The sequence below is a fragment of the [Erwinia] mediterraneensis genome (genome assembly GCF_900604315.1).
GTDB classification, from domain to species: domain Bacteria; phylum Pseudomonadota; class Gammaproteobacteria; order Enterobacterales; family Enterobacteriaceae; genus Pantoea; species Pantoea mediterraneensis_A.
The window spans coordinates 3661741-3674577 of record NZ_LR026978.1 but is presented as its reverse complement, the minus strand read 5'-3'; the positions used below and the strand labels follow the sequence as shown (position 1 = coordinate 3674577).

The following is a 12837-nucleotide window of genomic DNA, read 5'->3' as shown; positions in this document are numbered from 1 at the left end:
TCATCCTGTATGGTAGTTGCGCGATGTAAACAGGGCAGGGCGATGCGCCCGCGTGCCGGGCCTTTTATCCCGGGCAGAAGAACAGAGGGGAAGTATGAAAAACTGGAAACAGAGTGCTGAACAGATTTTAACCACTGGCCCGGTTGTGCCCGTGATTGTGGTGAACAAACTGGAACATGCCGTGCCCATGGCAAAAGCGCTGGTTGCGGGCGGCGTGCGGGTACTGGAAGTGACGCTGCGTACCCCGGTCGCCATGGATGCGCTGCGCATGATGATTAAAGAGGTGCCGGAAGCGATTGTCGGGGCCGGAACGGTGATTAACAGTCAGCAATTGCAGGAAGTGACCGAAGCGGGCGCGCAGTTTGTCATCAGCCCGGGAATTACCGAGTCGCTGTTAAAGGCAGCGATAGAGGGTCCGGTTCCCCTGATCCCTGGCATCAGCACTGTATCCGAATTGATGACCGGTATGGAATATGGGCTGCGTGCATTTAAATTCTTCCCGGCAGAAGCTAACGGTGGCGTGAAGGCGTTGCAGGCGATTGCCGGTCCGTTCCCGCAGGTGCGGTTCTGCCCGACCGGCGGCATTTCACCGCAAAACTACCGTGACTACCTGGCACTGAACAGCGTGCTCTGCATTGGCGGTTCCTGGCTGGTGCCCAGTGAGACTTTAGAGGCGGGAGACTGGGATCGCATCACCCGGCTGGCGCGCGAAGCGGTGGAAGGGGCGAAATAAGTTAACTGGCGGTGAGCAGCAGGCTCACCGCCAGCGGATTAGCCCTGAACCTTCACGGCGGCTGCGCTGGCAACCGCGCGTGCCACCGCCGCGTCGGTGGTTTCACCGGTGGCGAGCGCTACGCCCAGACGACGTGAGCCTTCAATCATGGGTTTGCCGAACAGACGCAGCTGCAGGCCAGCTCCCAGAGCCGCCTCGACACTGGCGAACTGCACATTCTGGCTGGTCAGCCGGGGTAAGATCACCGCCGAGGCCGCCGGGCCATACTGACGAATCGCGCCAATCGGCAGGCCCAGGAAGGCGCGCACATGTAGCGCAAACTCAGACAAATCCTGTGAAATCAGCGTCACCATACCGGTATCGTGCGGACGCGGCGAAACTTCGCTGAAAATCACCTCATCGCCACAAACAAACAGCTCAACACCAAACAGCCCGTGGCCGCCCAGCGCCTTCACCACCTTCTCAGCGATAGCCTGCGCGCGCTCCAGCGCCAGTGCGCTCATCTGCTGAGGCTGCCAGGATTCGCGGTAGTCGCCATCTTCCTGGCGATGGCCTATCGGCGCACAGAAATGGATGCCATCCACGGCGCTGATGGTGAGCAGGGTGATCTCAAAATCAAATTTCACTACGCCTTCCACGATAACGCGGCCAGCACCGGCGCGGCCGCCCTGCTGGGCATACTCCCAGGCGGCGTCCAGCTGGCTGGCGTCACGGATAAAGCTTTGCCCTTTGCCGGACGAGCTCATAACGGGCTTGACGATGCAGGGAAAACCGATCGCATCGGCGGCCTCAATAAAAGCGGCTTTGCTGTCGGCAAAACGGTAGCTTGAGGTGGGCAGTGACAGCTCTTCGGCGGCCAGACGGCGAATGCCTTCGCGGTTCATGGTCAGACGCGCCGCGCGTGCGGTGGGGACTACCCGCTGACCCTGCTGTTCCAGCTCAACCAGTTTCTCCGTGGCTATCGCTTCAATCTCCGGCACCACAAAGTCCGGCTTCTCCCGGGCAATCAGTGCCGCCAGCGCAGCGCCATCCAGCATATTAATGACGTGGCTGCGATGGGCAACGTGCATTGCCGGAGCATCGGCATAGCGATCCACGGCAATCACTTCCACACCGAGACGCTGGCATTCCAGCGCTACTTCTTTACCTAATTCACCTGAACCCAGCAGCATGACACGCGTTGCACCGGGGCGCAGCGCAGTTCCAAGAGTCGTCATAACAAATCACCTTAACAGTCAAAAGCGCGCGCAGTATATACGAAAACGTTTGCGCACTCACGCTTTGCCTGTTCCGACGCGCTTTTCCTTTTTTTTCCCGCACTGACGCTTCTTGACACCCGTTGCGTCAGGATAAGAGCTGTCCTGTCTTAAAGGAGTTGATAATGAATAACTGGCTGCAACAAATTCAGTCTGTGCTGACGCAGAAGAGCAGTAGCGGTAAGCAGAACGGCGAGGGGCTCAACAGTATGCTCTCCTCCGGGGCGCTGGGAGGACTGGCGGCCATGCTGATTTCCAGCAAATCGGCGCGCAGCATGCTGACTAAATATGGCGGCAAGGCGCTGGTTGTAGGCGGGGGCGCGGTGGCCGGAACGGTATTATGGAATAAATACAAAGATCGGATACGCGAAAGCCATCAGGCGGAGCCGGAATTTGGTCAGCAGGCAACGCCAGTGGATCAGCGCGCTGAACGTCTGGTCACCGCACTGGTTTTTGCGGCGAAAAGTGACGGCCATATCGATGCCCGGGAACGGGCCGGCATTGAACAGAATATTCAGCAGGCGGGCTATGGCAAAGAGGCCGAGAAACTGATTCAGCAGGCGATGGATCGACCACTTGATCCCGCATGGCTGGCCAGCGGGGTGAAAAATGAAGAGGAGGCGCTGGAGCTCTATTTTCTCAGCTGCGCCGCCATTGATCCCGACCACTTTATGGAGCGCAGCTATCTCAATGCCTTAGGCGATGCCCTGAAAATCCCTCAGGATGTGCGCGATGGCATTGAGCAGGATATCAAACGGGAGAAAGTCGCGGGATCCGCTGCGGGTTAATCTGTGTGACGCCCCAGGGAGGGGGGTTCAGGTCCGCTCATTTCTTGCTTGCGCTTGGCTTACCGGTCGATAAATGCCACGCTTACAAGATGTTGTATTCAGGGAGACGAGCGAATGAAAAGACCTGCAGCAAAAAAAATTCCACACAGCATGAGCCTTCATGGTGATACGCGCATTGATAATTACTACTGGCTGCGCGACGATCAGCGTGAGGACAGCGAGGTGCTCGATTATCTCCGGGCGGAAAATGACTATGGCCGCCAGGTGATGGCGTCGCAGCAGACGCTACAAAATCGGGTGCTCAAAGAGATGGTCGATCGCATTCCCCAGGAGGACAGCACCGTACCTTATGTCAGAAACGGCTATCGCTACTACAGTCGTTATGAGCCTGGCAATGAGTACGCTTCCTATTACCGGCAACCTGCCTCTGCCGATCCCGATAAAGATGAGTGGCAGCTGTTGCTGGATGCCAATAAGCGCGCCGCGCACAGCGAGTTTTACACTATGGGTGCTCTGGCGGTGAGCCCCGATAACCGCGTTATGGCGCTGGCCGAAGATTTCCTTTCCCGTCGTCAGTATGGCATCCGCTTTCGTAACCTCGAAACCGGCAGCTGGTATCCGGAAGTGCTGAGCTGCGCTTCTCCCAGTTTCGCGTGGGCGAACGACTCTCGCACCGTCTATTACGTTCTCAAGCATGCGAAAACGCTGCTGCCTTATCAGGTCTGGCGGCATGAGCTGGGCACGCGACAGGATGATGATGAGCTGGTTTATGAGGAAGAGGATGACACCTTCTACCTCAGCGTCCATAAAACCACGTCTGAACACTTTGTTCTGATTGCGTTGTACAGCACCACCACCAGCGAAATCAGGCTGATCGATGCTGAATATCCCGATGCGCAACCGCAGGTATTCTGCCCGCGCCGCAAAGGGCATGAATACAGCATCGACCATTACGACCATCACTTTTATATCCGCTCTAATCGTGACGGTAAAAACTTTGGTATCTACCGCAGCGCCTGGCTGGCGGAAAAACGCTGGGAAGCCCTGGTTCCACCGCGTGAGCATGTGGTAATAGAGGATTTCCAGCTGTTCCGTGACTGGCTGGTGATTGAGGAGCGGCAACGTGGGCTTACCAGTCTGCGGCAGATTTGCTGGAAAACCGGTGAAACCTTCGGTATCGCCTTTGACGATCCTACCTATGTCACCTGGCTGGCTTACAACCCTACGCCAGAGAGCAATAAGTTACGCTACGGCTACTCCTCCATGACCATGCCAACCACCATCTTTGAGCTGGATATGGACAGCGGCGAGCGACGCGTGCTGAAGCGCACCCCGGTGTATGGCTTCAATGCCGAAAACTACAAGAGCGAGCATCTGTGGATTAAAGTCAGCGATGGTACTGAAGTGCCGGTCTCGCTGGTCTATCACCGCCACCATTATCAGCCTGGTAAAAACCCGATGCTGGTTTACGGCTATGGCGCCTATGGCAGCACAATGGACGCGGATTTCAGCGCCAGTCGTCTCAGCCTGCTCGATCGCGGCTTTATCTATGCGCTGGTGCATGTGCGCGGCGGCGGCGAGCTGGGACAGCAGTGGTACGACGCCGGGCGTCTGATGAATAAGATGAACAGCTTCACCGATTTTATCGACGTCACCAATGCACTGGTGGCGCAGGGCTATGGCGATCCCGCGCAGCTGTACGCCATGGGCGGTAGTGCAGGCGGGCTGCTGATGGGCGCGGTGATCAATATGGCACCAGAACGCTTTAAAGGGGTGATTGCTCAGGTGCCGTTTGTGGATGTGGTCACTACCATGCTGGATGAGTCGATCCCGCTTACCACCGGTGAGTATGACGAATGGGGCAATCCCAATGACGAAGCGTTTTATCACTATATAAAACAATACAGCCCGTACGATAACGTCGCAGCGAAAGCCTATCCGCATATGCTGGTCACCACCGGCTTACACGATTCGCAGGTGCAGTACTGGGAACCGGCAAAATGGGTGGCGAAGCTGCGTGAACTGAAAACCGATGATAATCTGCTGTTGCTCTGCACAGATATGGATTCCGGGCACGGCGGGAAATCAGGGCGTTTTAAATCTTATGAAGGTGTCGCGCTGGAATACACTTTCCTGATCGCCCTGACGCAGGAAAGCTTGCCGGGATCAAACTACTGAACATCCTTCAGGTATTTACGCAGCGCCTGACGTAAAGGAGGACGTAAATCGCGCACGTTCTCCAGCATCCAGACCAGGTAGCCGGGATCCTTCTTTGCCACGGCCGCCACCGGCTGGCCGCGGTATTTGCCAAAGGGCAGGATATCGCCCGACGCGGCGGCAGGGCGGCTCAGCGCCGCCATCTGTGCCGCATCCCAGCCGGAGGTTTCCATGATGCGAATCAGCAGCGCTGCGGTGACATAGCAGTCATACAGGGCACGGTGGGCGTGCAGATGCGCCGGTGGCGTCACTGCCAGCTGCAGACTGTGACGCAGCGCCTGATTGCTGTATTTCTGGCCCGGCCAGAGCTGGCGCGCCAGCGTCATGGTGCAGATCCAGTCACCGTGCATTTCCGGCAGCATACGACGATCAAAACTGGCGTTATGGGCAACGTACCAGGGACTCCCGTGATAGCGGCCAATCGCCTCCTCAATGGTGGGTTTCCCCCTTACCATCGCTTCGGTAATACGGTGCACCGCCATCGCCTGCGGGCTGATAGGGCGATCGGGAGAAATCAGATCGCTCATCGGATTGACGATCTGACCATCAATAATGTCCACTGACGCCACTTCCACCACGCCACCCTGTAACCCGCAGGTTTCGGTATCGATCACGCGTAACATAGATTATTTCTGCTTCGGTTCATAAGGCAGGCGAGAGAAGGCGAGCGAAGCCTGGCGATAATGCATCAGCCGCTGGCGGAACCAGTCGCGCAGCGCCTCAGGCTGCTCTCTTTCCACCGCTTCGGCGATCACCGGCATATTGTAGCGCTCTTTGAACGCGACGCCTGCGGCGGCCAAATCCACATTCACTTTGTCTTTCTCTTCTTGCGACAGCAGGGCAAGGTTCTGGCTCATGCTTTTCTCCTGATTACGAGGGGCAAAAGTAATGTTTTCCCCGGCGCGGATCAAGGAGAATGAATCGCAGCCTGAGCCTCGACACCTTTTCTGTTGCGGCGTATCCTTGCGCCACGTTTGCAGAAATCGCTGTAGTGAAAAAGGATGCTCTGATGAAAAAATGCGCGTTTCCCCGCCTTGCCGCCATACTGCTGGTGGCCTCAGCGTCGCTGGTCAGCCAGGCTGCGCTGGCTCATGCTCACCTGGAGTCACAATACCCGGCTGCCCGGGCTGTTATGGAAAGCTCGCCGCAGGCGCTGACGCTGACCTTCAGTGAGGACGTCGAACCTGCGTTTAGCAGCGTTGAGGTGCAGAACAGTCAACAGCAAAAAATGTCCACCGGTAAAGTGCAACGCAATGGCCGTGAGCATAATCAACTGATCGTGCCGCTGACGCAGCCTTTGCCTGCCGGGAACTATCAGGTGAACTGGCATGTGCTCTCGGTGGATGGTCATAAAACCAAAGGAAGCTACGATTTTAGCGTGAAGTGATGCTCCTCAGTATCCTCTGGATCCTGCTGCGCGCCACGCATTTTGCTGCTGTGATGCTGCTGACAGGCACGGTGTTCTATACCACCTTACTGGCCCCGGCCCGTTACCGCGATGCGCTGTCGCAGCGGCTGGCGGGCATCCTGCTTCACAGTACGCGGCTGGCGGCTGGCTGTGCGCTGGCGATGCTGGCGGTCCAGACCGGGCTGATGAGCGGGAGCTGGCAAAACATCGCCGATGGTGCCACCTGGCGGGCAGTGTTACAGACCCGTTTTGGCACGGTCTGGTGCTGGCAGATTGTGTTTGCCGTGGCTGCCGCGCTGCTGGCTGTCAGGCAAGAGCGCCGCTATCAGCTATTGCTGGGCATGACAGCCGTGCTGCAGCTTATCGCGCTGGCCTGCACCGGGCATGCTTCGATGCGTGACGGCTGGCCAGGCATTGCGCAGCAGGTTAACCATGCCGTTCACCTGCTGGCTGCAGCGTTTTGGGCCGGTGGTTTGTTGCCGCTGCTGATCCTGATGGGGGAGGCGCGCCGTATTGAACGACGTACCGATGCGATTCGCACTATGATGCGCTTTTCCCGCTATGGTCATCTGGCGGTGGCGCTGGCGTTGCTGACAGGCGTTATCAACACTTTGCTGATCACCGGCTGGCCGCTACCGTCGGGGCTCTCGCTTTACACGACATTACTGCTGTGGAAAATAGCCCTGGTAGCGTTGATGGTACTGATCGCCTTGCTGAATCGCTACTGGCTGGTGCCGCGTTTTCGCCTTGCGGGTGCCGGTGCGCTGCAACAATTTATCCGTATGACGCAGCTGGAGCTGTTGTTGTCGCTGGTGGTGGTCGGTCTGGTCAGCGTATTTGCGACGCTGCCGCCAGCCTGAATAGTAAATTTGTTCCTGATCGAGTCAGAAAGGTGCTCTATTTTGATGAAAAAAGTGATCCCCGCTTTCCTGTTGTTAGCCGCCTGCAGCAATGCCCTGGCGGCACAAATTATTACCGTCAGCCGCTTTGAAATCGGCAAAGAGAAGTGGGCCTTTAACCGTGAAGAGGTGATGTTGAGCTGTGAAAAGGATGGCTCTCTGTTCGCGATTAACCCCGGCACGCTGATGCAGTATCCGCTGAATGACAAAGCGGAGGCGCGTATGAAGGCCAACCAGGTGAAAGCCCAGCCGATCAGCGTGATTCAGATCGATGATAAAAATCGTCCCGGCGAGAAGATGAGCCTGCAGCCTTTTGTTGAGCGCGCTCAGGCGCTTTGTAATCAATAATTTTCCCCAGCCTGTGCGGGTACAGTCTCAGCTGCGCCCGCCGTCACAGATTTCTGCAAGAACGATCACAGAGTGAACAGCTTTTTTGCGTACCCAAAAGGGTTAGCTGGCAAATCTGCTGCACTGTTCTACCCTTAAAATGCAAGGCGACATAGCCTGCATTAATGCCAACTTTTAGCGCACGGCTCTCAAAGAGCCATTTCCCTGGACCGAATATAGGAATCGTATTCGGTCTTTTTTTATCTCCTTGTTTTATAACCAAAAAATAACACGTTGTCCAAAAATGTCCGAATTTCCAATATCCTGTTTAAGAAAAGCGTACTGCAATTCATGTGCGATGCGCTTTTCTGCGTAATAGCTGTTTAAATCAGATGGGTTTTCGCGTTGAGCCTATTTTATAGAAGCATCATTTCTGATTGCCAACGGCAGGAACTGAGATACTAACATACTCATCCGTGCGGAGATTGCAGGCGCCCATAGGCGCACTGTGACAACCGGTGCGCGCTGAAATACTGTTTGGGCACCACTTTTGATGTAAGTTTCGCGAAGCAGTACCCATAGTTAACGCATTGATTAACTTAATGGCGTATTATCGCTGCGCATAAACAGAACCGTACGGTTACCGCGGCCCTTTACCCTGATCTACAACCCTGTTAAAGATCGGATAAATGCTTCGACGTAATTTATTTTTCAGCTTTGCGCGAAAAGGTCTTGCTTTCATCAGTTGATTCCATATTTTCCTTTTACGAAATTGTAATTGCGGGTCTTCTTTTTGTGCATTAATAGTAGATTTGCTGGCAGCTTGCCCTAAATTTACAGGGGCAGGGATCACAGCTTCAACTTTAATTAAAGAGAGATCTTCAAACAGGTTCCATTTGTCGGCTGTTATCCATACAGGATATAAAGCTTGTGATAAATTCTTTGCAGCGCCGAGATTAATTATATAACTATGTGAAGTAGTTGCATGGTGCGCTTTGTGTATTTTAATATTGGGACTAACCTTCCTGACCGGACGCTTTAAATATTTATTTACCCGGCTGAGTAAAAGAACTTTTGGCTCTTCCTGTGCTATGGATACTTTCTCAAGAATGTTAGGTAAGTTATCAGGTAACAATACGTCATCTTCAAGTACCAGAGCTTCTTCTATGTTGTCAGTGAGCATTTTCTTGTAAATATAGATATGGCTTAAGCTACAGCCAATTTCACCAGGCAGGAAAGCGTAGTTGTTTAAACGGGTATGCTTTTTAACTTCTTCTTTACTAAAGTCTTTGCCATTGACTGCGTCGATAATCTCATACGATAGGCCCAACATTTCACATTGTGCCTGCATGGCAGATCTTCTTTCAAATGAATGTGCAAGGCTAATTATAAAAATTTTCATTATAAAACCTTTATATGCTGTTTAGAAGGTGGTTTACATTTTTCATCAAGCAGTGTTTTCTTGAACAACTCTATAGATTTAAAGTTATACTGACAGAATCCTTTGTTAAAGCATGAGAATATAATAAAATTATGCAATTTTACATAGTATTCTATTATTAATAGATTTATTTGCAACTTAATCAGTAAATATTTATCACAGAGTTATGGCAAGTAAACTTACTGGTTCGATGATGCAGAACATGGATATCTCGTCATTGTAGCCGTTGATGGAGAATTTACCGTTAAATGTCTGCAGCGGCGTAGCATCGTACTCGCCATTTTTGCCGTGAACAGTTTTTACCCATCTTGCGAACCGTTTTCCGGCCTGATTTTAAAGGCAGGCCGATTGTAGTGCTTCCAGCAATGACGGATTTTTCATTGCCCGAACCCCGAACCCCGGCAGCAAATCGGTATTAAACTGGGGCTCCGTTTTTGATATGTAGGGTTGAGTTGAGCCGACACAACGTTCAGGTATTCAACTTCAGGTATAACCTGTACGCAGGTATGTCGCTCAGAGTCATGACCACCTGGAAGAGCTGGCGCTAGCTGTGAAGGTATACTCAATTGACGAGGCTTTATGACTTAACCAGTGTCAGAAATTGTAAGTCGATGAAGCAGTTCGGTAGGAAAGTCCGGAAGTAAATATGAAGAGATACGCATCTGACCGTCGGGGCTGGCCTTGCGTAGAGGAAGACAATGGCACGGTTATCACATCATACCGCTAAATTCATGACGCAAGGTTCATGGGGCGGTTACTTTGTTCAGACATAATGGCTTAACCTGGAATCCCATAAACAGACGATTAAAAGATCTTTTTAAGGGCTTTGCCAAACAAAAAAATCATTAATATGCCCCGGGCACGCAAACAATGATTTATAAGGAATAAAAGTGGACGAAGTGGAACTCTAATGATGGCAAGGTAAGTGTATCCGGCGCTCAATTTCGTGTTGGCACAAAAACGTATGTAATGCAGAGTATGACATCGTTGAAAAAAATATAAATAAATTAACTGCGATTCTCTTATGTATTGTTGGGGGTTTTTATGCTGACTGGTCCAGGTATTGTTAGTAAAAGTACCTGGTGTTATTATACTGACACCTTATTTTGTGATATTCAAATTATTAAAGCCAGCGTACAGAGTTTACCCTAATAGCTCATCCGCTGAAGAGTAAAGACAATGGTGATATTGAGGAGATGATTAAAGGAGTCAATAAATTTGTTTCGCGTCGTGCATAAAGAGGGTGAGGGCATAAATCTCTCCTTTTTTAATGGCTTTTAAACAGGTATAATAGTTGCAGTGCATCACCTTTGTCTTTCAAAGGCTTATGGGGCGAAAGGCGTTTTTTTGACGGTGGGTTTTAACGGGTAACAGGATAAAGATATGGTAACAGTATTAGCACTTCTGGGGTTGATCTTAGGTGCATGGTCTGTGCGCAGTATTTGTATTAAGCAGCAAAGCAATACTAAAAAAATTTTTAAAGCATTATTTGCCGGATTTTACTTCCTCGCTTGTGGTGGTGCGGCTGGAAACGACGAGAGCAATATGTCTGTCGCTACAGCTCTGCTGCTGGCTGGCGCAGCAATACAACTGCTGTGCAATATAAGATATAAAAAGACTGGTGATAGCCTGAATATTTAACGTGAGCATGTGAACGCCGAAAGGCTTCGAACCTGATGTGAAAAAATGAACGGAAGAAGGCTCATCTTTCTTAAAGCTATGCAAAATCAAAACGCCTGTATGATATTGCCTTTAATGACGTCAATGCCGGGAAGGAGAATCGGTTTCCTGAAGATGATGTCTCAAGCTTCAAGGGGCAATATATGAAAGGTTACTGGCATTCTGCCCGGCGCAGGTAAATCGCAGGAAGGTCTTACCCTGAGATTGCAGATAGCGTAGCGCACTTTATATTATTTTGGGCTGGCGGACTCTTGCGGAGATACCCAAAGTCCATGTTTAGCCCACTAGCCCGTGCCTTGCGTTCCTCCTCAAGGTAAGGCAGCACTTCCAGCAATAAGATCCCGGTCATTACGGCAATAATATAAGCCTCTGGCAGAGGATCGGCTCTCAGCTTGAGTTCATAGCGCGCGGGCTCATCGCCTGCACCGAACAGCGCCAGAAACTGCGGCCAGTGGCGGGAAATCACCAGCAGCAGCGCCATCAGCGGCACCATCTCAAGAAAACTGTGTATATGCTGTTCAACGGGCGACACTCTGCGCGCGGTTACGGCGTAACTGACATCCCATAAGGCAGTCGCTTCGTGACAAAAAAACAGCACGATCATAAAACCGATCACCAGTGCGTTCACGTCCAGAAACAGCGCGGAGAGCAACGGCAAGCCCATCTCGAGAAACATTAAGATGTGAATCCAGGTCTCTTTCAAACCTGTGGTGGTCTCTATCTCCGTGGCCCGGTGACATAACCAGTCAGCAAAGCCTGCAATCAGCCATACGGGTAACACGAAATAAAGCAACAGTAACATCTGCGGATCAGGATTATGCATAAGAGGTTCTCGTGATAATCAATAGAAAAAGAATAAGCCCGGCCTCAAGCGTAGCTCAACGTGATGCGTGCCAGCGATCAGATCGTTGCTGATGGTCATCACCGTTTTGGCAAAGAACAGGTTTACTGCTCGGTCTCCTCTCTGTACGATCGGGGGCATTAACAGCGTCCGATCTCCACAGGAACCCATAATGAATAATGATACGCCCGTCACTGATGACCTGTGCCCGTTGCTGGTAGCGAAAAAGCTTGCCCTTGCCATTATCAATCTCAGCGAGAAGCCTAACGGGACGCTGGAGGACGCTAACGAGACAATCCGTATCATGGGTATGCTGGCGCGGGAGTTGTACAGTGAGGCGGGAAAGGTGGACGCTACCGTGACGCCCATTCAGCATGTCGCCTGAGCGGCCAGCTGTTACCTTTTCATTTTTGCATGCAGCCAGGTTTTTCCGGCTATAATAGCAGCATCCGCCGTTAGCTCATCCGGAAAGAGCAGCAGCTTACTCTGCTGCGGGTATGGGTTCGATTCCCTGACGGCGGTCCTGATTTACCTTTCCTCCTCTGGTCAGTTCTGGTCTTACTTTTGTCCGCCCGATAACCAGATAACGAAGCGCAATCACACCTTACGATGGCACAGAGTGCTTCTTCACCGTTAACGTCAATCTGATATTATAAATATTAAACTGATAATTCTAGGTTTAGTCCCAGTAACAGGTGTATAAATCACAACGATAATCTCTGCGTTAAAATTTGACGGAGATGTTGGATGGTAGATTTTTATTTTTTTATCAGGGGATTTCGAGCTATGTTGTCAGCATTACAGGCTAATGAATATGAAAGTGGCAAAAAACACGAAGTAAAGTCCAAAAAACAACAACCTAAGCCAGATGTGTTAGAGGGATGGGTGTTAACATCGCAGCAACGCAGTTTTATCGAATCGTTCTTTGAGGAGCCATTGCAGGCACCTGAACGTTTGGGTTAACACACTAACATTAAATGATAGATTAATTGAAAAGCCGCGTTGCGTTTGTTAACTGTCTCACCAGACTGTTACCAGCCACGCGGCTTTTTTTGATAAAAATTGCGTTAATCTGTCAAATGTAAATGTCTGATGGCAATACGGAAACCACATCTTTACCTTTACATTCGCTCCCCTGATGAGGTGCGACAAGCCCGCAGCACAGGCAGCAACGTTGCAGGCTAAGCGTGCCCGCACAAACAGTGTTTAGTTCAAAGCATGTTGCCAGTGATGTTTTTTACTCTTTC

Annotated in this window: 14 protein-coding genes and 1 tRNA gene; 10 read left to right on the top strand and 5 right to left on the bottom strand. The window is 51.7% G+C overall.

All coding sequences use genetic code 11. The annotated features are described in order from the left end of the window. The first annotated feature begins 94 nt into the window (after positions 1-94). Positions 95-733 carry a bifunctional 4-hydroxy-2-oxoglutarate aldolase/2-dehydro-3-deoxy-phosphogluconate aldolase gene (locus tag E0E17_RS17325; protein WP_130835236.1) on the top strand — a complete coding sequence of 213 codons (639 nt, stop codon included), beginning with the start codon at positions 95-97 and terminating at the stop codon, positions 731-733. A 38-nt stretch (positions 734-771) separates the two neighbouring features. Here E0E17_RS17325 and purT read toward each other — a convergent pair whose 3' ends face one another. Further along, positions 772-1950 (bottom strand): formate-dependent phosphoribosylglycinamide formyltransferase, encoded by a 1179-nt coding sequence (purT, locus tag E0E17_RS17320; protein ID WP_130835235.1) that lies wholly within the window; start codon positions 1948-1950, stop codon positions 772-774. Positions 1951-2114: 164 nt separating this feature from the next. Between purT and E0E17_RS17315 the strand changes: the two genes are divergently transcribed. Together E0E17_RS17315 and E0E17_RS17310 are read left to right on the top strand one after the other, a co-directional pair. Continuing rightward, positions 2115-2777, top strand: a complete 663-nt coding sequence (locus E0E17_RS17315) for a tellurite resistance TerB family protein (protein WP_130835234.1) — start codon at positions 2115-2117, stop codon at positions 2775-2777. Between the two features lie 114 nt (positions 2778-2891). Beyond that, entirely contained in the window at positions 2892-4955 is a 2064-nt protein-coding gene (locus E0E17_RS17310; protein ID WP_130835233.1) for a prolyl oligopeptidase family serine peptidase, read from the top strand. Here E0E17_RS17310 and exoX read toward each other — a convergent pair. Then, the gene (exoX, locus tag E0E17_RS17305) at positions 4949-5617 is read right to left on the bottom strand and encodes an exodeoxyribonuclease X (protein WP_130835232.1); all 669 of its coding nucleotides are present in this window, start codon (positions 5615-5617) and stop codon (positions 4949-4951) included. The genes E0E17_RS17310 and exoX overlap by 7 nt on opposite strands. A 3-nt stretch (positions 5618-5620) precedes the next feature. After that, positions 5621-5851 carry a DNA polymerase III subunit theta gene (locus E0E17_RS17300; protein ID WP_130835231.1) on the bottom strand — a complete coding sequence of 77 codons (231 nt, stop codon included), beginning with the start codon at positions 5849-5851 and terminating at the stop codon, positions 5621-5623. 152 nt (positions 5852-6003) lie between these two features. Here E0E17_RS17300 and yobA point away from each other — a divergent pair, with 152 nt between their 5' ends. Genes yobA through E0E17_RS17285 form a run of 3 tightly spaced genes read left to right on the top strand, consistent with a single transcriptional unit; the run spans position 6004 to position 7649 of the window. Continuing rightward, positions 6004-6381, top strand: a complete 378-nt coding sequence (gene yobA / locus E0E17_RS17295) for a CopC domain-containing protein YobA (protein ID WP_130835230.1) — start codon at positions 6004-6006, stop codon at positions 6379-6381. After that, positions 6381-7262, top strand: a complete 882-nt coding sequence (gene copD, locus E0E17_RS17290; RefSeq protein ID WP_130835229.1) for a copper homeostasis membrane protein CopD — start codon at positions 6381-6383, stop codon at positions 7260-7262. The genes yobA and copD overlap by 1 nt, the downstream gene beginning before the upstream one ends. A 45-nt stretch (positions 7263-7307) precedes the next feature. Continuing rightward, positions 7308-7649 (top strand): YebY family protein, encoded by a 342-nt coding sequence (locus E0E17_RS17285; protein WP_130835228.1) that lies wholly within the window; start codon positions 7308-7310, stop codon positions 7647-7649. Positions 7650-8268: 619 nt separating this feature from the next. Here the strand turns inward: E0E17_RS17285 and E0E17_RS17275 are convergent. Next, positions 8269-9030, bottom strand: a complete 762-nt coding sequence (locus E0E17_RS17275; protein WP_130835226.1) for a glycosyltransferase family 25 protein — start codon at positions 9028-9030, stop codon at positions 8269-8271. A gap of 1422 nt (positions 9031-10452) precedes the next feature. Between E0E17_RS17275 and E0E17_RS17270 the strand changes: the two genes are divergently transcribed. Then, complete coding sequence (locus tag E0E17_RS17270; protein ID WP_130835225.1) at positions 10453-10710, top strand: hypothetical protein; 258 nt, start codon at positions 10453-10455, stop codon at positions 10708-10710. 232 nt (positions 10711-10942) lie between these two features. Here E0E17_RS17270 and E0E17_RS17265 read toward each other — a convergent pair whose 3' ends face one another. Further along, positions 10943-11572 (bottom strand): diguanylate cyclase, encoded by a 630-nt coding sequence (locus tag E0E17_RS17265; RefSeq protein WP_207302064.1) that lies wholly within the window; start codon positions 11570-11572, stop codon positions 10943-10945. Between the two features lie 190 nt (positions 11573-11762). On the opposite strand from E0E17_RS17265, the gene E0E17_RS17260 reads away from it, so the two are divergent. From E0E17_RS17260 to E0E17_RS17250, 3 genes are all read left to right on the top strand, one after another. Continuing rightward, positions 11763-11975: a hypothetical protein gene (locus tag E0E17_RS17260; protein WP_130835224.1), complete on the top strand. Its 213-nt coding sequence runs from the start codon at positions 11763-11765 to the stop codon at positions 11973-11975. A 64-nt stretch (positions 11976-12039) separates the two neighbouring features. Further along, positions 12040-12112 (top strand) — tRNA-Ser (locus tag E0E17_RS17255). A 225-nt stretch (positions 12113-12337) separates the two neighbouring features. After that, entirely contained in the window at positions 12338-12553 is a 216-nt protein-coding gene (locus tag E0E17_RS17250; protein ID WP_130835223.1) for a YciX family protein, read from the top strand. Positions 12554-12837 lie beyond the last annotated feature (284 nt).